The sequence below is a fragment of the bacterium genome (genome assembly GCA_016708315.1).
Taxonomy (GTDB): Bacteria; Zixibacteria; MSB-5A5; order CAIYYT01; family CAIYYT01; genus JADJGC01.
Genome location: JADJGC010000004.1, coordinates 69656 through 90035, shown reverse-complemented (window position 1 = coordinate 90035; position 20380 = coordinate 69656). Strand labels below are relative to the sequence as shown.

Here is a 20380-nt window from a genome sequence, read left to right as displayed (position 1 = left end):
ATTTCAGCGGGCGCGGGAACTCGCGACAAACGCGGGACCTTGGGCCGCGCCCCTACGATGCCAGATCTTTTATGAATCGCTCGTAAGCAGATTCCACTGCATCGGAGGAAAACCCACGGTAGCTAAGAAAGTTATAGATTTTCTGCTTAATTTCAAGTGTTTCCATGCCCCGATAGCGATTCTTGCGCGATTGCAGGGCTTTGTAGGCAGCTTCAGCTTCTTCTTCGGGTGAAATGCCTCGCTGAACAGTCTGGGTGGCAGTATCGCGGTCAATTCCCTTTTGAAAGAGTTCCATCATCAACCGCCGTTTGCCGCGCGGGGCAAGCTGTTGGCGGTTGCGTACCCAAGCTTCAGCAAACTGCGTGTCGTCGAGATACTTCTTCTCCTGTAGCCAGGCAATCGTCGTGTCAATTTGGCTGGAATCATATCCCTTTCGTTCGAGATATTTACGCATCTCCGACTCAGAGCGACTGCGGCGGGCGAGATAGCGCAGAGCCGAGTCGCGAACCTTGGTCATGCCAAGAGCTTCGCGGATTTCGTCGAGACGCTGCGTGCTAAGGTCGTCGCCGACGTGCAAGTTCAACGAAGCCATCATCTCTTCTGAACAGCCGGCAAAGAATCGCTCGTCGACGAAGATTGACCAGCGGCTGGGGTGCTTAACCTGCGGTTCGAGTTTTGTGATGCGCGGCATATAAGAAATGTAAGGGAGAATAGCGGAGATTGCAAGTGCGGGGTTTTGGGGCCATTCCCGTTCCGACCTGCTCGTTACGGACGCTCACCTGCCTTGATTCGCATTCGTTCCTCGGACCAGATCGAGGCACCCCTCTTCCGACAAGCGGGATCTTCGACAGGAGGGGAATTCAAGATGGCACCGGGTGACTGGACCAGCCGGATTGATGACAGTGAGTCACCAATCATAAGCCGTAAGGCACCAACTTGTCAGAAGTAACCGCTTATCGAGACTACCAGTCGAGGATAATGGCGAACATCAGCGGTGCGACGATGGAAGCGTCGGACTCGATGATGTACTTCGGCGTATCCACGGCGAGCTTGCCCCAGGTGATCTTCTCGTTAGGTACCGCACCGGAGTATGAGCCATAGCTGGTCGTCGAATCAGATATCTGGCAGAAATAGCCCCAAACCGGAACATCATCGCGCTGCAGGTCCTGATGCAGCATCGGGACGACACAGATCGGGAAATCGCCCGCAATACCGCCGCCGATCTGGTAGAAGCCGATCGAGGACTTCTTTGATGTCTGCGTATACCACTCTGCAAGAAACGTCATGTACTCAATGCCGGTTTTGACTGTGTGGACATTCTTGACGTCGCCGGTGATAACGTGCCCGGCGTACATATTGCCCATAGTCGAATCTTCCCAGCCCGGGACGACCATGGGGAGATTCTTCTCGGCAGCAGCAATCATCCAGGAGTCTTTCGGGTCAATCTGGTAATACTGCTTTAGAACACCCGATTTGATGATGCGATACATAAACTCATGCGGGAAGTAGCGCTCACCGGCTTTGTCGGCGCGTGTCCATTCATCGACGAGAGCTTTTTCGAGACGGCGCATAGCTTCCATTTCGGGGATGCAAGTATCGGTTACACGATTCATGTGGCGATTGAGCAAAGCAGCTTCGTCCTGCGGGGTGAGATCACGATAGTGCGGGACGCGTTCGTAGTAGTCGTGAGCGACTAAGTTGAACAAATCCTCTTCAAGGTTCGCGCCGGTACAACTTATGATATGCACCTGATCGCGGCGGATCATCTCTGCCAGTGAGATGCCGAGCTCGGCGGTGCTCATCGCTCCGGCAAGCGAGAGGAGCATCTTGCCGCCGCTCGCGATATGCTGTTTGTACGCCACTGAAGCATCAATCAAGGCGGCGGAGTTAAAGTGCCGATAATGATGTTTCAGGAATTTCGTTATTTCACCGTTGCTCATTAGTATCACCTATTCAACAATTACATAGTCCAAAGAATCATTAATGCTGCACACTTGCATTACGCGGCAAGTAGCGCCGTTAGTTTGGTTTTCAAGTCTGCTGCAGTTCCATCGAATATCTGACCATTATACTTAGCGACAACTTCCGGTATCCCGCCATCGTCAACGCCGATGATCTTTGCACCGCATTCGGCGGCTTCGGCAAGAATCAGGCCATAGCCCTCTTTCTCGGAAGCAAGAATCACTACTTTACAATGATTGAAGATCGTTGCCAACTGCTCCTGGGTTTTCTGCTCGAAGAAATTGATCTGAATCGAGCGCGGATTGTCCTCGACAACGCGGAGAGCTTCGCGATAGCGACCGGTATTCTTCTTCACAATATAGCCAACATCATAAGTCCGTTCTTCGCCACGGTTATGAAAAATGGTGTTGTCCACCGGCATTGGGTCGATAACGACATTTGCGCTGGCCGGAAGAAACACAACCGCACGGCGAGCCAGAAACGCTGAAACGAAACAGATCTTATCCTTGCAATTCTTGGCAATGCTTTTTGCCACCATGCGCCAGAACCACGAACGTTCCGCCATAATAACATCAGTGCCGTGGCAGTAAACGCGATAGGGGGTTCCTGTGATCTTGTAGGCAATCAGCGCTGCAAGTCCAGCCGGATAGAGCCAATGGGCTTCCATCAATTCGTGGTTGCGCGATTGTGCTATTGATTTTCTGAGGAATTTCCAGAAACTGCTCAGCCCCAATGGCCGCGCCATGTTGAGCACGGTCGCACCAAGTCCGTCAGCTCTAACTTTGATGAATTGTCCGCCGTCCGGTGGGTAACAATGAGTCAGAATGAGCAGTTTCACTCAATCCAGCCTCCGCGCTCCACAGTAAATTGCCCGCCAGTGCGCGACTGGAAGTAGCTCTTGACCCAAGCCGGGTGTTGAGACGCATTGGTGTTGTCGTTGGCTGAAGAGCCAGACTTGATTGTCTCGATGATATACGGAAGCGCCAGATATAGAAGGGCTATAACGAGCCAGTGTCTCCAGGTAATTTCCTTCATCATTCGCAATCGCTCATTGTTGTCGTTGGAAACGGTGTTTATACGCAACCGGTGATCTGGATTTATGAAATCACCGGGGCATCGGGGTCATTCAATTGAAATCTATTCGTCGTCTTCGTCTTCAGCGATATCATCGTTGAGAATCAGCATGGCAGCGGTAATCACCGTTGTCCACATGCCATTCTTTTCACCCTCAGCTGACTGGGTGATGTTGCGCGAATAAACGACTTCGCCTTTGAGTTTCCACTGTTCTTTGTTTTGATCCCACGACTTGTCGAGATCGATTTCCAATCCCATCGTCGTCGCCAACATCTGTACGGCAAGATCTTCAGCATAGTCGCCGGCGACCTTTTGCGTTTGGCCGAAACCATGGTGCTCGGAAAGATAACCGAATTTCGACTTGTCCTTCGGCATGGCAATGCCGATCGAGGACGAAACCAAGCGGTTTGGTTCGTTAGTCGCATCGCGGCTCATGACACAGAAGCCGATTTGCCCGGGGCGAAAATACTTAAGGCCGACACGACGCGTGATCAGTTTGCAGTGCGGGGGAAAGATCGACGACACGTTGACAAGATTCAGATAGGCAATACCGGCATCGCGAAGTGCCAGCTCGAAAGAGGCGAGCTTCTCTTTGTGTCTGCCCACGCCCTTCGTCAGGAATAGCTTTTTAGGTACGAAGTTCAACGCTTACTCCTTGGAAAAAGAAGAACCTCAATTAAGTGATGCGCAACAACGCGGGAAAATACGAAATTTGTCCGACGATGCAATACGAATTTCGACCCGAAGGATCTTATCTGATAGACCGCCGCAAGAGCCCGACCATCTGCTCCAGCGAGCGTTTGGCCATCACATACCATTTGCCGCCGACTTTCTGAAGGGTGATGATTTCGATGTTGTTGACTTTCTCTTTCTGGGCAGTTGTCTTGGCGCGACAGGTGAAGTGTTTCAGGGTATCGCCCTCATTCACTGAACCCAAAATTGTGTTATTGGCGTTGGTGAACATCTCCCGCATCACCGGGTAGAGCTCAAATATCGTCGTATAAATCCCAGCATAGTATGCTACCGAATCGGTGGAAGCGATCTCTGTGGCGGCCTTCTTTCCAAAGGAAGCAGGGCGAAGAATGGTGGTATCAATCTGTCCTGGTATCCCCGAGAGAACCGCCTGACAGTCTTTCTTAAACGCTGCGAGATCGGCCGGAGCGATTAACGAAGCAGCCGACTTCCAGTTGAGACTGCGTTGGGCGGTAAGATAGTTCTCGACTAACGTGCGGGTCGGATCAGACTGTGCAAGTGTCATTGACGAAAGACTGGTAAGAATTGCCAGGGCGACAAGTAGCGACACTCTGCGAAGAGCAATAAAGTACTGAGACATCGAATCAAGTCCTTTCAAGGTGGAATCAATCTCCTCGCCTGCTTCAGGCGAGGTGTTCGGTCACAGGTGATTATACAAAGATATCACCCTCGGGACGCGATTAAGCCAGTGTATATCCGCCGTCGACAATAATCGTCTGGCCGGTAATCCAGCGGGCGTCCTCGGTACACAAGAAGAACACAACGCCGGCAACTTCGTCCGGTGTTCCGACGCGTCCAAACGGCGTGCGGCGAACGACTTCCTTGAACATCTCATCGTATGAAGGGAAGATTTTTAAGGCGTCGGTGTCGATAAATCCGCCAGATACGCAATTAACATTGATGCGTTTAGGGGCAAGCTCATATGCGAGATATTTAGTCAGGCATTCGACAGCAGCCTTGGACACGCCGATTGCCGAGTATCCATTGATATAGCGATGCGAGCCAAGCGACGAAAGCGAAACGATTCGCGAACCATCCGGCATCATGTCGATACAGTGCTGCACGCAAAGCAAGAATGCCTGAGCGTTGGTGTGCATCGAAAGATCCCAAGCTTTGTCGTCGATTTTGAGCGCTTCGGTGTAAAGCCCCAGAGCAGCATTAGAAACGAGGATATCGAGTTTGCCATACTTCTCGCGAACCTCATCAAATATCTTATGCAGCAGCTCGTGTTTGCCAACATTTGAGCGAATGGCAATAGCGTCGGAGCCCAGCGCCTTTAACTCGGCGACCATTTCATCCGCTGCATCACGACTACGAAAATAGTTCACCGCGACATCGGCTCCTGCTTGCGCTAAGCGAATTGCCACGGCCTTTCCAATACCCTTGGTGCCGCCCGTCACCAAAGCGACCTTACCTTTCAAACTCTGCAAAGTCGTTCCTCCTTGAATATCATGTTAATAACCGCGCCGAATCTACATAAATGGAGGGACTTTGTCAACGAAGAGACTTGGCCGCGGATTGGACGCTGCAAAAAGTGATGGCGCCGCTGAACCGAATGATATTTATAATTTGTACTATGGCAAAACCAAAATCAACCAAGTCCAAGATTACCTTCCGACCGGCGACTAAGCCGGAGTGGAAGAAGCTGACTGAACTCTTCGGCGAGCGCGGTGCTTGTGCGGGCTGCTGGTGCATGTTCTGGCGAATTCCGCGCTCAGAATACAAAGCAAACTCCGGCGACGGCAACAAGCGGGCACTCAAGAAGTTGGTCGACTCCGGAGCGGTACCGGGAATACTGGCATTCGACGGCGACAGGGCTATCGGCTGGTGCTCAGTAGCGCCGCGTGAGGAATTTCCCGGTTTGGAGCGCGCCCGAACTTTGAAGCCGCTCGACGAAATTCCCGGTCTGGTCGATAGTGTGTCTTTTTGTCGACAAAGAATACCGGCGTCAAGGTGTCGCGGTCAAGTTGATCGATGCCGCTGCTAAGTTTGTCAAGAAATCTGGCGGGAGAATGGTCGAAGGCTATCCGGTGATATCGCGCAAGGGAATGATGCCGGATGCATTTGCATTCACAGGCCTTCCCAGCGCTTTCGAGCAGGCGGGTTTCGAGATTGTCAAGAAACCGACACCAAGCCGGGCGATTGTCCGCAAGCAGGTTTGAACGTCTGCCAGCAAAGACAAGTGTCTTTGCTGGTACCTGACTAATCGCGTGATAATTCATTGACCCGTTCGCTCTTCCATCGTACATTCACGCAAGTTGAAAATCCCGGCCTTCAGAAGGGAGTCTGAAATCGAGGGAGCTGCGTGAATCTTCCGAATTTCCTGACCATGGTCCGCATCGTGCTCGCGCCGGTGTTTATGGCGCTGGTCATTGTTGACGATGTCTGGGCAAAATTCTGGGCAATGATACTCTTCATTGTTGCGGCTCTGACTGACCTCTTCGATGGCTACTATGCTCGCAAGTACAACATCTCGACGAGTTTCGGTAAGTTTTTCGACCCGCTGGCAGATAAGATTCTCATCTCATTGGCTTTCATCGCGTTTGTCGTACTGGGTTACGTGCAGATGTGGATGGTGTTGCTAATCATTTTGCGTGAGTTCTTGATAACGGGATTGCGGACACTGGCAGCCTATCGAGGAGCGTTGATTACGCCGTCGCTTCCCGCCAAGATCAAGACTTTCCTGCAGATGACTTCCATCACTGTCATCATGCTGATTATCAACTTGCGTACGTTTCTTCCGCCGCTGAATATTGAATCGGAATGGCTCCAATCATCCATTCCCGATGAGATCATCTTTTGGCTGATGCTCGCGACTGTCGTAATTACAGTCGGTACCGGAATTGACTACCTGCGCAGAAGCTACTATCTTCTGCGTAATACAATGAAGTAGGCGAATTGAAGAATTTCTTTATCAAAATGATGGCCACGGGATTTGGGTTCGGTTTGTCACCGACGATCCCAGGCACGACCGGGACAATCCCCGGTGTCGTGATTGCGTGGTTTTTGTTTCCGCTGGGGATTCCGTATCAGGTCATCCCGTCGGTTCTAATGACCGCTCTCGGGGTCTGGATCGCCACCGAAGCCGAGCACTTCTTCGGACACGACGGCAAACCGATTGTGATTGACGAAGTCGCCGGTATCATGGTGTCGTATTGTTTCGTCCCGGTGATGTGGCAATATTATCTGACCGGATTTGTCATTTTCAGGATATTGGACATCATCAAACCATTCCCGGCGCGCTATTGGGAGCGTACTCTTCCGCGCGGCTGGGGAATCATGGGCGACGACTTTGCCTGCGGCATCTATACAAATCTTATGCTGCAAGTTCTGCTCTATTTCGGAGTCTGGATGTGATCGCGGAAATCATTATTGTCGGCGAAGAGATTCTCTCCGGCCAGACCGTTGACTCAAATTCGTCTTACATAGCGCGCAAGCTGGCGAACGTCGGTATTGAAGTCGTCCACAAAACGACCGTCGGTGATCGTCATGACGACATAAGAGAAGCAATCACAGCAGCCTGGAACAGATCAGCGGTGACAATCATGACCGGCGGCTTGGGACCGACAAAAGATGACATTACCAAGAACGCCATTTGTGCGGCATTCGACCGCAAACTAGTGTTGCAGGATGAGATACTCAAGAAACTCGAAGAGCTATTCCGCTTGCGAAACATGAAAATGCCGGCATTGGCGCAGAATCAGGCGTTACAACCGCAGGGCGCTGACCTGATCAACAACCCGATTGGTACGGCCCCGGGAATTGTGTTTCAGGACTCCGAGCGATTTTTTGCCGCGCTTCCGGGAGTGCCGTCCGAGATGGAGGCAATTCTCGACCAGTCGATCATCCCCTACCTCGCCAAACGCCCGGGACGAAATCATATCATTATGCGGCGAATTCGCACTGTCGGAATTACCGAAACCGGAATCGCGGACGTGATTGCCGATTTGGAGCCGAACAACGACAAACTACGACTGGCGTATCTGCCCAGCTACAAGGGCGTCGATTTGCGAGTTACTTCAATCTCGCCGAACGAAACCGAAGCGCTCGAAGCTGCGGACACCTTGGCGAAGGCAATTACCAGCCGGATTGGCGACTATGTTTTCACAGTCGGCGAACAAAGTCTGCCCGAAATGGTCGGAGCGCTTCTTAAGACCAAAGGCAAGACCTTGGCGACGGCCGAGTCATGCACCGGCGGACTCATCGCCAAAATGATGACAGATATGCCCGGGAGTTCCGAGTATTTTGTCGGCTCAGTTGTGGCTTACGCCAATAATGTGAAAGAGAAAGTGCTCAATGTGCCGCATGATCTGTTAGCGGAAAGGGGCGCGGTCAGTCACGAAGTCGCTGAGGCGATGGCGTGGGGCGTATTGCGCTTAACTGGCGCCGACTATGCGATCTCTGTCACCGGAGTCGCCGGTCCGGGCGGCGGCACTGCCGAGAAACCGGTTGGTATGGTATACGTTGGGTACGCTGACAAGCAAGACCGCGTGTCGGCAGAACAACTGAAGCTCTTCGGCACCCGTGAGCGAATCCGCGAGCGTTCAGCCATGATGGCGCTCGATATACTCCGGCGAAAACTCGTTTAGAAGACTCTTCGATCCCGAAACTTTCGGGGTGGGGAGAAGGGACCCACGGTCAATTATGCGCCTCTTCGTTGCCGCAAGAATCACAACAGAAATACAAAATCAGGTGGGGGACTTCCTTGAACAATTCCACAAACTCCCCGGCCGGGTCAAATGGGTCGAGCCGCATAACATTCACATCACCCTGAAATTCCTCGGCGAAGCAGAAATCAACGAGCTGGATGGCATCAAAAAGGCGGTCGCAAGTTCGGCATCTGGTTTCGGCGCATTTGAAGTCTCACTGCAGCAATGCGGAGTATTTCCGAATATGCGTGCTCCCCGTGTATTCTGGATTGGAATAAATGATCCCCAAAAGCGATTGACATCATTGGCTGCAAAGATTGATTCGAACATGACACCGTTGGGATTCGATCCTGAGAAGCGGCCGTTCTCGCCGCATCTGACATTGGGGCGGGTAAAAGAAGAGGATCGTCTCGAAATGGTCAAGGCGGCGTTCGGCAGGGCTAACTTCGGTCCGATGCCGCTTCAGGTAGATGAGATTCACCTGATCGAATCGCAGCTGCGGTCCAGCGGTCCAGTGTATCGGGATGTAGCGGGGTTTAGTTTGTAGCCCTCACCCTCCCGATAAGATCGGGATCGCTGACCGACCCCTCTCCCAGCGGGCGAGGGGAGAAGCCAATGCGATTTTATTGGTGCATCTGCTTGACTTTGAAGCAAAGCGGTGACTAATTGTAATGGGCATCTCCCACTGATAATTATAGAAAGGACAAATACAATATGGCAGCCACAGACGGCAAAACCAAGGCGTTGGATGCAGCGCTATCGCAAATAGAAAAGCAGTTCGGCAAGGGCTCGATTATGCGCCTCGGCGCCGTTCATGCCACTGATCGTATCCCGGTGATTTCGACCGGCTCGCTCACACTCGATGTCGCACTCGGCACCGGCGGAATACCGCGCGGCCGCGTGGTTGAACTGTACGGCCCGGAATCCTCCGGCAAGACAACGCTGGCATTGCACATCATCGCGCAAGCCCAGCGCGCCGGCGGGACAGCGGCATTCATCGATGCCGAACATGCGCTCGATGCGCAGTACGCCAAGAAGCTTGGCGTGGACACTGATAACCTGTTGATCAGCCAACCCGACACAGGCGAGCAGGCGCTGGAAATCACCGAAACACTGGTGCGCTCCGGCGCAATCGACTGTATCGTAATCGACTCAGTTGCGGCATTGGTACCCAAGGCTGAAATCGACGGCGAAATGGGCGATTCGCACATGGGATTGCAAGCGCGTCTGATGTCGCAGGCGCTGCGCAAGCTGACCGGCACGGTCTCCAAATCGAAGACCAGCGTGATTTTCATCAACCAGATCCGCATGAAGATCGGTGTGATGTTCGGCAATCCGGAAACCACGACAGGCGGCAATGCGCTGAAGTTCTATTCTTCGGTGCGCCTCGATATCCGCCGCATTTCGTCGCTCAAAGAAGGCGACGAGGTGATCGGCAGCCGCGTACGGGTGCGCGTGGTCAAGAACAAGGTCGCGCCGCCGTTCAAGGAAGCGGAGTTTGATATCATGTTCGGTACCGGTATCAACTACGAAGGCGAGATTCTTGACATCGCGACGAATCACAATCTGATTCAAAAGAGCGGGACGTGGTTCTCTTACGGTGAAGAGCGCATGGGCCAAGGACGCGAAAATGCTAGGGCGTTTTTGCAGAACAATCCTGAAATCAAAGAGAAGCTCAAAGCCGCGATCATGGAAAAGGTCGGATTGGGAACGAACGGGCATCAGGAGGCGGAGGAGTAGCTTCGACTTTCCATTAAGCTAACCTAAGTACAAAGCCCGCCTGTGTTTTGCTTCAGGTGGGCTTTGGTGTACTGAGCCTCAAGTCGACTTGTTTGGTCTATATAGTCCTGCCCTCTTAAGGGAGTGTTTGTTGTGTCGGAACCAATTGTCGAAGATACAGTGCCCGCAGGTCTTAATCTCGCTGTGCTCAAATCAGGCACATGGTCGTATCGCGTCATTTTCTCCGACACTCGTACGCTGCTTCAAAGGTGTTGGCCGGAAATACTTGTCACCGCTTTGTTCGCGCCGCCGATCCTGTGGATGGTTCGTGACGGAATCACGCGAGTCCTTCTCAAGAATCTTGATTACTCGTATAGTCTGGCAATGTTGCTTGGAATGATCACCAGAAGCGCCATCGAAGCACTCTGGTTTGTCGCGCTGGCTCCTGCGCTCGTGATGGTCAGGTCCAAGATTGAAGGCAAGTTACCAAGACCACCGGATATTCTGCGGCAATCGGGAAAAATCGCTCTGACTCTCTTCTTGGCCGGCACGATCTATGATTTCGTGCTTAACTCAGGCATGAACATTCCAGTGTTGATTCGACCGATTTGGGGTTTTCTATCTGATGTGGGTTACAGGCTTGAGGAGTTGATCGGTCCAGAGTTCATGTTTGTCAACGTCAGCTTCGTCGTACAGTTAATTCTTCCGATGATTATCGGATTTGCTTTGGCGTCCTACCTTTTCTTTTTTCTGTATTCAGCTGTTTTTCAACGGACTGGAGTGCTGGAGTCTCTCCGAACCTCAATTCGACTGATTCACGGAAGCTGGTGGAAGCTTTCGTTTCTCTTTCTGTTAATGGAGCCCAGATTTTTGCTTTCCTTTCTGATTGATATTATTCTTCCGGACTACCTATCAGATATTGTCTGGATGACGTTCCTGGGCACACCGCTCCAAGTTTTGGCTGTTGGTCTCTCAATAATCGTGTTCTTGAATTTGCTGTCAATTGCCAGGTACTCAAGGGTATGTATCAAGTGCGGCTCAGAAGTTTCTATCAATGATAGCGAACTAACTCTCAAGCGATTCGACTGTCCTCATTGTGGAATGGATAACTTCATTGAAACTATCGAGCCTGAAGTTTCAGGGCTCGACTATAGAGCACCCCACCCCTAGCTCACCACCACCAAACGAGTCTTTTGTTGAGTCTTTCAACATTGCACAATTGCTCGTATAACTAATGTCGCAACTTCAAACAGCACTCATCAAATCTGCCATATCTGAAAGGACTCTCAGATGTCAATTTTCATAGTCGGTGGTACCGGCACAGTCGGAACTCAAGCCCTACTCAATCTACTGGAAGCAGGCGAGAAGGTCAGCGTCATGACACGCTCAGCGGAGAGAGCAGCCTCATTGCCAAGTGGAGTCAATGGTGTCGTCGGCAATCTGTCCGATCCGCCGTCATTGACGAAGGCGTTCAGCGGCATCGAGAAACTATTCTTGATCACTCCTGTTCATCCCGATGAAGCTGTTCACGGTCAAAATGCCGTCCGAGCCGCAAAGAAAGCCGGAGTAAAGAAAATCGTTTATCTCTCAGTTGTGTTGCCTCCCGATTCAACTCACATCCCGCACTTTGCCAGCAAGATTCCGATCGAGAATGCCATCAGAGAATCGGGCATCGCATTCACAATCATCCGTCCGAATAACTTCTATCAAAACGACTTCTGGTACAAAGACGTGATGCTTGAATATGGCTTGTATCCGCAGCCAATTGGCTCGACCGGCATTTATCGCGTTGATGTTCGCGATGTCGCCGATGCCGCAACCAATGCGTTAACCGAAAGAGGATTCGAGGGCAAGACTATCAACTTGAACGGCCCCGATGCGCTGACAGGCAAAGAATGCGCACGCATCTGGAGTGAGCATCTTGGCACAGAGATCAACTACATGGGAGATGATCTCAACAAGTGGTCGGAATCGGCGAGTGCGAGTTTGCCTGCCTGGATGGTACACGATTTCCGGATCATGTATGACTACTTTCAGAAGAAAGGCCTGAAGCCGGAGCCCGCCGACATTGTCGAAGCAGAGAAGATTCTGCATCACAAGCCGAGGGCATTCAGTGCCTTCTGCGCAGAGTGTGCCGAAATCTGGAAGTAAGTTGGATGTCGCGGTAGAATTTTCCTGATTCACTGAGTCCGGCTACTTCTCTCGTCAATTCTGTCCGCCATATCGACGCCTGTCAGAGTTTGTAATTGCATAACTTGTATTCGATTGTGCACAAAAGCGGAAGAAGGTGTCGATAATACCGACACTTTTTTTCCCATCGGAGTTTGATCCGGGCGAGTGCTTGACGCACAACTCGTTGTTACGCAATAGTTCCATCGCAGTTGGCAAGAGATTTGCAAGTTGTTAACTTACATTCCTGACGACGGTAAATCGAGTCAGGACTATTTCCCATCAAGCAAAGAGCGGTTTCGGCCGCTTTTTGCTTTGGTGAACCACAACACATGACTCCCGACACAAAACAAAAAGCCCGGGGATTACCCGGGCTTTGTTTCAACCGCTGAACCCGAGGCTACTGGAGGATAGAGAGAATGCCTTGATTCTGGCGGATCAGCGGAAGAATATCAACTGCCCCTTTGCGTGAGTTGAGGATGGCTCCCCCTTTGTCGAGCCCCACGAGATACTTGCCGTCGTAAACATCGAGCGAACGCACCGGCAGATTGTCGCTCCAGTCGAGCGGCGAAAGCCAGCCGTTGTAGTAAGCGAACACGCCTTCATGCTTCGTGCCTATGTACATGTAGCTTCTGCCCGCCGCGAGTGCCGTAACACCCTCATCGAAGAGATACTCAGTGGTGTCAACGCGCTGCCAGTTGTCGCCATTGTAGACGAAAAGCCCTTTGGGTGTACCAACCCAAAGTTTGCCGAACGCAGACTCAAGTGCGGTTACAGTATCAAATGCTTCGGTGTCGCTGAGAAGCTGACGTTTGTGCCAGCCGTCTCCTTCGTTGTAGAGAAGACCGTCTTCAGCAGTTGCACACCACAGTGCATATTCGTCTTCCGCCACAGCGATGACACTCTTGCCTGCGAGGAGATGGGTCACAATGTTGCCGTTGACTTCGAACAACCCCAGGTTGCGCGTACCGACATAGATGCAGCCTTCGACATTTTCGAGCACTGTGATTGTGTCTGAGATCTCGCTCCAGATTGGCTGGACAATTCCAAGCGCGTCGATCAAGTAGACTCCAGCAGCTGTGCCGACAAGAATATTGTCATCGACCGAGAGCACCGCATAACTGTCGTAGTTATGCAGTTCTTGCGGATAGCTGTAGATTGCGAACGAAGAATCATCAGTGTAGAATTCGAGCACTCCACCGGCAGTGGCCAATAGAGCGCGATCAAAATCAATCTCGACATCGCGAACATCGTCAAATTCCAACGAATCGAGCAATGCCAGATCTTCAAGGCTGTTGTTCGCACCGTTCAGGTGTATACGATTGCGATCCAACTCAGCATTAGGTCCTACTTCGGGAATTGGATTTGTGTCGGGACCAAATGGGAGTTCTTGTGAAGACGAAAGCACTTCAGAGTTGTGTTGATCATTGGAAGTCAATGCGGGGACTTCAATAGTCTCGACCGCGAGACGCGGTTTCAGGCTCAAGCCGATTATCAGTCCGAATGCGGTGACTGCTACGGCGAGTCCGGCGGCGAATTTGAGTTTGTTTAACATGGTATGTTCTCCGTATAAGAGGTTTCGGTTTACAGTTCCTGGAGAACTAAGCAGTCAAAGGGCGTGCCAGATTCTAACCATAGGGACAACAATAACTTAACGTAGATGTCCGACAATAGAAGTGTGACATCGTGTGACGTGGAAACCACAAATTACTTGGAAAAACTGGGTATATGAGTATATTTAAGAGGTCTACCCTCAAGGTCTACGCGTTGCGAACATTTCTACCTGTCGGAGGTTGCGTTGAAAGCTACTGCTATCGTTGCTTTGGTGTTGGCTATCTGTTTGGCATTACCCGCAAGTGGGGCAATCAATCCGGTCTTAAGTTACCAAGGGAGCCTCAAGGATTCATCCGGCGCCGCTTATGCTGATGGAAGCTATTCCTTCCTTTTCTCTCTTTATAATGATTCCACTGGTGGCATCGGGCTGTGGAGCGAATCACAAGTACTCGAAATCAAGAACGGGCTGATTCACGCCTATCTCGGTTCGGTGACTGCGTTCGACCCACAAGTCTTCGCGACTTCACCTTTGTGGCTCGGGATCAAGATGGGAAACGAACCTGAGTTCTCGCCGAGACACTTAATCGGTTCGACAGTGTATTCGTTTATTGCAGGCAACGCTCTGTTGCTCGAAGGACACAACTCGAGTCATTTCGCCGACAGCCAGACCGTGAATTTTGCAATCTCTAAACACAATTCAGATACCTCCGCACATCATCCGATGTACATCGACGCTTCCGAAATCGTGTCAGGTACAATTGCGCCGGAACGTTTGCCGGCAGTGATGGTAGACTCCAGCAATATCAATGATGGTGGAATAAACAGTTCTGACCTTGCTGACTCATTGATTACCGGAAACAAGCTCAAGTCTGGTGCAGTTGAAGAAGCCCACATAGCCAACGGCGCAGTTGGGTCGACGGCAGTTCAAGACGGATCGTTGACAGCTAATGATCTACAAGACTCAACTATCACTGGGCCAAAAATAGCAGCCGGTTCAATTTCCGCGGAGCATTTGTCGATATCGGCTTTCGACGGAAGCAGTATCGTTGACGGGAGTCTGACGCAAGCTGACCTTGCTGATTCGACTATTATCGGCGCTAAGATAGCTGCCGGCTCGATTCAGTCGAGTCACCTGTCAGGAGTAGCAATTTCCGGTGCGCAGATAACGGATGGCACGATTACCGGCGCGGATATTTCAAACGCATCTATCGGTTTCAATGACATTGGTCCACAACAGCTGTCCGGCTATCACATCCAGGATGGCTCTCTCACGGGTTCCGATATAACAACGAACTCCATTACCGGTGCTTCGATATCCGACGAAACAATTACCGGAACAGACATCGCGATCAACTCCATAGTTGATCGACATGTCGGCGCAAATTCAATCACTTCAGCAAAGCTCCTCGATGAACCGGGTATAGCACAAACAAGCGGCGGAATCCTGACTTCAGTCAGCACAACCGTCGTTAATTGGATGAGCATCACGGTCAATGCACCGGCACCTGGATATATTCTCGTTCTGATGCATGGCATTGCCAACCTTGGCGCCAACGAAGCGGCACAGATTTCGATAAGCACCTCATCCTCAGGATTCGATCACTACGGCGAAGCAAAAATATCTTCCGCGAGCGGAAACGTTGGAGGAAACATCACGGTCTCGATCTCAACTGTCATCCCTGTGGCGGCCGCGGGTGCTGTGACCGTTTATGGTAATGTTCGGGCAAGCGTTCTCAGCTCAGCCCCAATCGATATGTCGCAAGGCGGAATGCAGGCAATCTTCATTCGCACGGGGTATTAGAGCGATGAAAGCCCTTATCGCGATTGTGGCCGCACTGGTACTGCTCCTATGCTCGGCAACTACCGCTTCCATAAATTCGGAAACCGGTAACACTGCCTCGGGACGGTCAGGCAGTGGCACCCTAATTCTTGATTCTGTCTATGGACAAGCGATATCAGGTAACGCAGGACGACTCACTTCGGGTTTCTTTGCACAGCAGAATCTCCCGAATTTTGTCGCTGGAGATGTTGACGGAAGCGGATCTGTCACGATCAGCGATGTTGTGTTTCTTATTAGTTATATCTTTGGCGGTACTGAGCCGCCGCCGAATCCGGCCAGTGCCGATGCAGATTGCAGTGGGATGCTGACAATATCGGATGCGGTATTTCTTATCAGCTACATCTTTAATGGCGGGTCGCTGCCATCCTACTGTAACTAAGTCGTTGTCCTATTCAGAGCCGTCCAACCCCAGAGATTTCATCTTGCGATAGAGATAGCTCCGATCGAGCCCAAGAGTTTCGGCTGCACGCGACACATTGCCTCCCGACTCCCTGATAATCTTCTCTATGTATTCTGCCTCAAACCTAGCGACCGCGTCCTTCAATGACAATCCCGATGCGGCGTGAGACAATTCGGTCAGCCGATTCAGACCGCTTAGAGAGAGTTCTCCTTCGCGGTGAGTAATCAGCAGATGTTCGATTATGTTGCGCAGCTCGCGCACATTGCCCGGGAATTGATATGACTTCAGCCAGCGCAGAAGATCGCCACCGAGCGTTGTTTGAACCTTGCCCATCTTTGCACAAAGCCGCTTTAGGTGATGGTTTGCGATGACTTCAATATCACCGGGAACACTTCGCAGTGTCGGCAACTCGATTGTGAAGACGTTTATACGGTAGTAAAGATCCTGGCGGAACTTGCTATTGCGCGCCTCTTCGGCAAGCGGTCGGTTAGTAGCACAAATCAGGCGGAAGTCCACTTCGATTGAATGGTCGCCTCCAATTCGCTCAACGCGAAATTCTTCGAGGACGCGAAGGAGCTTAGCCTGCAGCAATGGCGGCATCTCGCCAATTTCATCCAAGAACAAAGTCCCTTGAGCGGCCTGCTCAATCTTGCCGATTCGACGTTGCGTCGCTCCGGTGAACGAACCCTTTTCATGACCGAACATCTCTGATTCCAACAGCTCACTCGGAATGGCGGCAGTGTTCACAGCAATAAATGGAGCCAACGTGCGAGTGCTCTTCTGATGAATCAGATTTGCGGCCACCTCTTTGCCGGTACCAGACTCTCCGAGAATTAGGACCGTCGAATCAGTTTGGCTCACTGCATCAATCTGCTCTCGCACAGCTCGCATGGCTGACGAATCGCCAATCAACTGATAGCGGTTTTCGATGTTCTCTTGATCAAGATTGACGCGGCGGTTCAGTTGAGCAAGACGCACCGCGTTATTGATCGTGTGCTCGACTTTTTCCGGACCAAGCGGTTTCTCCAGAAAATCGATAGCGCCGGACTTCACTGCTGACACGGCATCGGCAAGTGAAGCTTCACCCGATATCATAATGACTTCCTGGCGGGGAAAGCGTTCGTGAAATTCGCGAAGTAGATCAAGCCCGCTGCCGTCCGGAAGCATGAGATCAAGCAGAACTACATCGATGTTATCATTGTTGAGCTTGCGCGCCTCGGCGCAACTCGCCGCAGTGATCACGTCAAAGTTGCTTTCGCGCAAATAGGAAGAAAGAGTCGCACGGATGCGCTGATCGTCATCGACTATGAGTAACCGAGTCTTCTTCATTACGCCTCAATCGGAAGATAGAACGTAAAAGTCATACCGCGAGTGGGATTCGCTGCACAAGTTATATCTCCGCCGTGGTCGACGACGATTCGACGACAAATTGCCAATCCCAGACCGGAGCCTCGTTCTTTTGTCGTATACAGAGGCGTGAACGGATCAATGCCTCGCGATTGATCAATGCCGCAGCCATCGTCGCAGATTTCGAAGAGCATCTTCTGGTCAGAATTGTGAATACGAAGCTCAACGACGCTCGCGTTTCCTTCGAAGCTGTTCTTGATAAGATTAAGCAGGACTTGCCTAATCTGGCTCGCATCGCAATTGAGGGTTCCGCTGGCGCCGTTTGATTCGAGATGAATCCGGCCAAGTGCGATTTCTTCGGAGAAGTCACTTCGGATTTCGGCAATAATCGCAGTCAATGAAGTAAGCTTCAATTCCGGCGCCGGCATCCTTGCAAACTCGCTGAAGGCACCAAGGAGATGCTTCATACGCTGTATCTCAGTTTGAATGCTGTGCGATATCTCTGCCGCGCGCTCTTGACTGACATCGCCGCTCTGCGACCAGCGCTCAAGCTGGGCTGCCGTTGTAGCCAATGGCATGAGGAAGTTTCGGATTTCGTGAGCTGTCTGTCGCGCGAACATTTGCCATGCCGCAACCTGCTCGGAGCGGCGCAAGCGTATTTCTGTGTCACGAAGGTCATCGGAGAGCCGATTGATACCGGCTACGAGATCGCCAATTTCATCGTCAGAATAGTAGTGAATCCGGTTTGGCGCTTCGCCACCCGCAATTCTCTTGGCTGATAGCGCCATTTCGGCAATTGGCTTTGAAAGTGCGCGTTGAAAAAAGTAGCCGAGAAGAACTGCTAACACCACCGATGCTGCTGCCAACGCTACGAACACTCGCAGTAGACGCGCGCGATTCTCATCACGGTCGCTTTGATCAAAGATGTATTCAATCGATGCTACTATCTGTCCGTTGATTCCGACAATTTCACTTTCTTGTATGAAATAGTTTCGGTTTTGCACGCTTGCCTGCCAGATAGACTCGGCAGAACGCACTGCAGCAATCTGGGCTATGTTGGCGCGCAACAACGAATCAGGAGTAGCAGCATACAGACCTTGGCCGTTTGCTGTTACTAATATTCCGGAGAGATTGGCAGCAGCCAGCGGAAAGTGCTCGATCAGGGTCGAGAGCATAATGCCGACGGTCAGTTCTCCTGCTATTTGGTCGCGAAAATACACGGGTACGGAGACTGTGACCGCCAAGGAACTGCCATGCTGTTCCGAAAGGCGAACCACGCCGGCGTTGGAACCTCCATCAGCGGAGAGTGGCGTCGGTTGGTACATACCGACGTAAGAACCCAACCCATCCTGGAATACTTTAAACAATGCCGGTGGTTCATTCATCTGGATAACTGCAAACTGGAACTCGTCTCGTGCAAGGTACGTCTCAAGCAGGGCGGTAAGTTCAGCCTCACGCTTTGGGAGATCGAGAGCATTTACGAGAAACTCTGAATCGCCGGTAAGCTGATTGGCGTCGCGTTCAAGCCGCATCAAGTGATCGTCAAAATGAAATCGAAACGCTGCCAATGCCGATTCAGATTGGCGCATATAGTGCTCTTCAGTACTGCTATTGACAAAGAGATATAGGAGCACTGACATCAATATCAACGGCAGTAACGACACCAGCGCAAAGGCTGAAATGATCTTTCCGGGTAATCTCATCGCTTGATTGTGTAGAAATCTGAGAGTTTTACTTCTGTGGACTCGATTCCGAGATAGCGGACATGATCGAATTTCCTGACTGCGAGCATTGTACGTCCCAGCGGAACAAACCGTGCAGATTCAGCAAGACGTCGCGAGACTTGCTCGCGGCAATCAATACCTGCTGATAAGGCCATTAGGCAACTGTCGAGCTTGGCTCCGTCGCCAAATTCAAGCAGTCCGCGCTGGGGAAGCAGAACCTCCCGCCATGCGCGGGCAAGTATGGAGCTTGAATCTTCGGCAGAACTAAATGCAAAGAACTGAAGTGTCGAAGCCTGGGAGCGGTCGTCACGAAAGATGAACTTCTCAGCGCCGCATTTTGAAACCGTCATACTGATTCTGTCGGAAAGCTGCGGATACATCTTAAATCCGGGAAACGAGCAGACGATTTTGTCCTTTCCATTCTTCGACTGTGCGAAAAGCTCTTCGGCGTGCGAGGGATTCTTAGGGAATATAGTCTCGATATGAGATGGCGAGATGAGCCATGAGTACGAGTTGTCATTCGCTTCTGCAAAGATACCGCGCAGACAGTAGTTCAGCGCAGTAGCCAAGAGATCGTCCTTGATTCCTTCGCTGACAAGATTCCATTCCAGTATGTATGGTGAATCAAAAAGCGTACTAAATCCTGGCATTCCCATCTCCGGTTGCAGAAGCAAATCGACCTGCTCGAGTCTCGCTGCAATCTCAAGCTCACGAATGTCATCATAGTATCGAAACATGTAACGAATCGGCAGTTCAGGATTGGAAGTAAGTAGTGTATCAAGCCACAATTGTCTCAAATTACCTGGCACCGCGATAATCAGCGAGTCGCACACCAACTCGGTTTCCAGAAAGATGCGAGCCGTATATTCCTTGGAACTACGCAGTGACGCTACCACACTCTCAGGTAATTCCTGGCTTACAACGACGCGCTCAAGCACACCGTCAACACGGCCGCTATATAGTGTCCCATCATTGATAGTCAGCTCCAAAGTGAAGTCAGTGGTTGCAGTGAAATCTGCGTCGAGCCAGAGATAAAGTCGACTCGAATCGAGCCGCAAAGGATCAATCCGGGTTTCGTAGAGATGCTCCGCCTTTGCTACACCACTCAAGGAAAGCAAGATCAATCCAAGCAGTATGGTGGCATGGAATTTAGCGATCTTGAACATGGTATTGTTTCATCAATAATTCT

At 51.3% G+C, this 20380-nt stretch carries 23 protein-coding genes; 12 read left to right on the top strand and 11 right to left on the bottom strand.

Annotated elements, in window-relative coordinates:
• Nucleotides 1-52: 52 nt before the first annotated feature.
• From IPH59_05685 to IPH59_05655, 7 genes are all read right to left on the bottom strand, one after another.
• Nucleotides 53-691: a regulatory protein RecX gene (locus IPH59_05685; GenBank protein ID MBK7091198.1), complete on the bottom strand. Its 639-nt coding sequence runs from the start codon at nucleotides 689-691 to the stop codon at nucleotides 53-55.
• 271 nt (nucleotides 692-962) lie between these two features.
• The gene (locus tag IPH59_05680) at nucleotides 963-1940 is read right to left on the bottom strand and encodes a deoxyhypusine synthase family protein (GenBank protein MBK7091197.1); all 978 of its coding nucleotides are present in this window, start codon (nucleotides 1938-1940) and stop codon (nucleotides 963-965) included.
• 59 nt (nucleotides 1941-1999) lie between these two features.
• Nucleotides 2000-2800, bottom strand: coding sequence for a glycosyltransferase (locus IPH59_05675; GenBank protein ID MBK7091196.1), 801 nt, complete (start codon nucleotides 2798-2800; stop codon nucleotides 2000-2002).
• The gene (locus tag IPH59_05670) at nucleotides 2797-3000 is read right to left on the bottom strand and encodes a hypothetical protein (protein MBK7091195.1); all 204 of its coding nucleotides are present in this window, start codon (nucleotides 2998-3000) and stop codon (nucleotides 2797-2799) included. Before IPH59_05670 ends, IPH59_05675 begins: the two co-directional genes overlap by 4 nt.
• Nucleotides 3001-3099: 99 nt before the next feature.
• Nucleotides 3100-3681, bottom strand: a complete 582-nt coding sequence (locus IPH59_05665; protein ID MBK7091194.1) for an arginine decarboxylase, pyruvoyl-dependent — start codon at nucleotides 3679-3681, stop codon at nucleotides 3100-3102.
• 106 nt (nucleotides 3682-3787) lie between these two features.
• Nucleotides 3788-4369 carry a hypothetical protein gene (locus tag IPH59_05660; GenBank protein ID MBK7091193.1) on the bottom strand — a complete coding sequence of 194 codons (582 nt, stop codon included), beginning with the start codon at nucleotides 4367-4369 and terminating at the stop codon, nucleotides 3788-3790.
• A gap of 100 nt (nucleotides 4370-4469) precedes the next feature.
• Nucleotides 4470-5210 (bottom strand): SDR family oxidoreductase, encoded by a 741-nt coding sequence (locus tag IPH59_05655; protein ID MBK7091192.1) that lies wholly within the window; start codon nucleotides 5208-5210, stop codon nucleotides 4470-4472.
• 70 nt (nucleotides 5211-5280) lie between these two features.
• Between IPH59_05655 and IPH59_05650 the strand changes: the two genes are divergently transcribed.
• The 10 genes from IPH59_05650 to IPH59_05605 all read left to right on the top strand — a co-directional run bounded on the left by IPH59_05650 (nucleotide 5281) and on the right by IPH59_05605 (nucleotide 12308).
• Nucleotides 5281-5418: a hypothetical protein gene (locus IPH59_05650; GenBank protein MBK7091191.1), complete on the top strand. Its 138-nt coding sequence runs from the start codon at nucleotides 5281-5283 to the stop codon at nucleotides 5416-5418.
• Nucleotides 5366-5776, top strand: coding sequence for a hypothetical protein (locus IPH59_05645; protein MBK7091190.1), 411 nt, complete (start codon nucleotides 5366-5368; stop codon nucleotides 5774-5776). The genes IPH59_05650 and IPH59_05645 overlap by 53 nt, the downstream gene beginning before the upstream one ends.
• Entirely contained in the window at nucleotides 5706-5951 is a 246-nt protein-coding gene (locus IPH59_05640; GenBank protein ID MBK7091189.1) for a GNAT family N-acetyltransferase, read from the top strand. Before IPH59_05645 ends, IPH59_05640 begins: the two co-directional genes overlap by 71 nt.
• Before the next feature lie 143 nt (nucleotides 5952-6094).
• Nucleotides 6095-6682, top strand: coding sequence for a CDP-diacylglycerol--glycerol-3-phosphate 3-phosphatidyltransferase (gene pgsA, locus IPH59_05635; protein MBK7091188.1), 588 nt, complete (start codon nucleotides 6095-6097; stop codon nucleotides 6680-6682).
• A 5-nt stretch (nucleotides 6683-6687) separates the two neighbouring features.
• Nucleotides 6688-7146: a phosphatidylglycerophosphatase A gene (locus tag IPH59_05630; GenBank protein MBK7091187.1), complete on the top strand. Its 459-nt coding sequence runs from the start codon at nucleotides 6688-6690 to the stop codon at nucleotides 7144-7146.
• A complete protein-coding gene (locus tag IPH59_05625) occupies nucleotides 7143-8378 on the top strand; it encodes a competence/damage-inducible protein A (protein MBK7091186.1) in 1236 nt (411 codons plus the stop codon). Before IPH59_05630 ends, IPH59_05625 begins: the two co-directional genes overlap by 4 nt.
• 55 nt (nucleotides 8379-8433) lie before the next feature.
• Nucleotides 8434-8985, top strand: coding sequence for an RNA 2',3'-cyclic phosphodiesterase (gene thpR, locus IPH59_05620; GenBank protein MBK7091185.1), 552 nt, complete (start codon nucleotides 8434-8436; stop codon nucleotides 8983-8985).
• Nucleotides 8986-9152: 167 nt separating this feature from the next.
• Complete coding sequence (recA, locus tag IPH59_05615; protein MBK7091184.1) at nucleotides 9153-10178, top strand: recombinase RecA; 1026 nt, start codon at nucleotides 9153-9155, stop codon at nucleotides 10176-10178.
• A gap of 132 nt (nucleotides 10179-10310) precedes the next feature.
• Nucleotides 10311-11327 carry a hypothetical protein gene (locus IPH59_05610; GenBank protein ID MBK7091183.1) on the top strand — a complete coding sequence of 339 codons (1017 nt, stop codon included), beginning with the start codon at nucleotides 10311-10313 and terminating at the stop codon, nucleotides 11325-11327.
• Nucleotides 11328-11447: 120 nt separating this feature from the next.
• Nucleotides 11448-12308 carry an NmrA family NAD(P)-binding protein gene (locus tag IPH59_05605; GenBank protein MBK7091182.1) on the top strand — a complete coding sequence of 287 codons (861 nt, stop codon included), beginning with the start codon at nucleotides 11448-11450 and terminating at the stop codon, nucleotides 12306-12308.
• Between the two features lie 418 nt (nucleotides 12309-12726).
• Here IPH59_05605 and IPH59_05600 read toward each other — a convergent pair whose 3' ends face one another.
• Nucleotides 12727-13881, bottom strand: coding sequence for a hypothetical protein (locus IPH59_05600; GenBank protein ID MBK7091181.1), 1155 nt, complete (start codon nucleotides 13879-13881; stop codon nucleotides 12727-12729).
• Between the two features lie 243 nt (nucleotides 13882-14124).
• On the opposite strand from IPH59_05600, the gene IPH59_05595 reads away from it, so the two are divergent.
• On the top strand, nucleotides 14125-15681 hold the full coding sequence (locus tag IPH59_05595) for a pentapeptide repeat-containing protein (GenBank protein MBK7091180.1): 1557 nt from the start codon (nucleotides 14125-14127) through the stop codon (nucleotides 15679-15681).
• Between the two features lie 4 nt (nucleotides 15682-15685).
• Nucleotides 15686-16099: a dockerin type I repeat-containing protein gene (locus IPH59_05590; GenBank protein MBK7091179.1), complete on the top strand. Its 414-nt coding sequence runs from the start codon at nucleotides 15686-15688 to the stop codon at nucleotides 16097-16099.
• A gap of 9 nt (nucleotides 16100-16108) precedes the next feature.
• Here IPH59_05590 and IPH59_05585 read toward each other — a convergent pair whose 3' ends face one another.
• From IPH59_05585 to IPH59_05575, 3 genes are read right to left on the bottom strand one after another with little or no spacing between them, the layout of a single operon-like run.
• A complete protein-coding gene (locus IPH59_05585) occupies nucleotides 16109-17449 on the bottom strand; it encodes a sigma-54-dependent Fis family transcriptional regulator (protein MBK7091178.1) in 1341 nt (446 codons plus the stop codon).
• Nucleotides 17449-19170: a sensor histidine kinase gene (locus IPH59_05580; protein MBK7091177.1), complete on the bottom strand. Its 1722-nt coding sequence runs from the start codon at nucleotides 19168-19170 to the stop codon at nucleotides 17449-17451. The genes IPH59_05585 and IPH59_05580 overlap by 1 nt, the downstream gene beginning before the upstream one ends.
• The gene (locus IPH59_05575) at nucleotides 19167-20357 is read right to left on the bottom strand and encodes a hypothetical protein (protein ID MBK7091176.1); all 1191 of its coding nucleotides are present in this window, start codon (nucleotides 20355-20357) and stop codon (nucleotides 19167-19169) included. Before IPH59_05575 ends, IPH59_05580 begins: the two co-directional genes overlap by 4 nt.
• Nucleotides 20358-20380 lie beyond the last annotated feature (23 nt).

Bases quoted from the DNA above. Each gene is read 5' to 3' on its own strand.
- IPH59_05660 (MBK7091193.1), bottom strand. From the start codon at position 4,369: ATGTCTCAGTACTTTATTGCTCTTCGCAGAGTGTCGCTACTTGTCGCC.
- recA (MBK7091184.1), top strand. From the start codon at position 9,153: ATGGCAGCCACAGACGGCAAAACCAAGGCGTTGGATGCAGCGCTATCG.
- IPH59_05670 (MBK7091195.1), bottom strand. From the start codon at position 3,000: ATGATGAAGGAAATTACCTGGAGACACTGGCTCGTTATAGCCCTTCTA.
- IPH59_05605 (MBK7091182.1), top strand. From the start codon at position 11,448: ATGTCAATTTTCATAGTCGGTGGTACCGGCACAGTCGGAACTCAAGCC.
- thpR (MBK7091185.1), top strand. From the start codon at position 8,434: ATGCGCCTCTTCGTTGCCGCAAGAATCACAACAGAAATACAAAATCAG.
- IPH59_05575 (MBK7091176.1), bottom strand. From the start codon at position 20,357: ATGTTCAAGATCGCTAAATTCCATGCCACCATACTGCTTGGATTGATC.
- IPH59_05580 (MBK7091177.1), bottom strand. From the start codon at position 19,170: ATGAGATTACCCGGAAAGATCATTTCAGCCTTTGCGCTGGTGTCGTTA.
- IPH59_05590 (MBK7091179.1), top strand. From the start codon at position 15,686: ATGAAAGCCCTTATCGCGATTGTGGCCGCACTGGTACTGCTCCTATGC.
- IPH59_05585 (MBK7091178.1), bottom strand. From the start codon at position 17,449: ATGAAGAAGACTCGGTTACTCATAGTCGATGACGATCAGCGCATCCGT.
- IPH59_05680 (MBK7091197.1), bottom strand. From the start codon at position 1,940: ATGAGCAACGGTGAAATAACGAAATTCCTGAAACATCATTATCGGCAC.
- IPH59_05600 (MBK7091181.1), bottom strand. From the start codon at position 13,881: ATGTTAAACAAACTCAAATTCGCCGCCGGACTCGCCGTAGCAGTCACC.
- IPH59_05685 (MBK7091198.1), bottom strand. From the start codon at position 691: ATGCCGCGCATCACAAAACTCGAACCGCAGGTTAAGCACCCCAGCCGC.
- IPH59_05645 (MBK7091190.1), top strand. From the start codon at position 5,366: ATGGCAAAACCAAAATCAACCAAGTCCAAGATTACCTTCCGACCGGCG.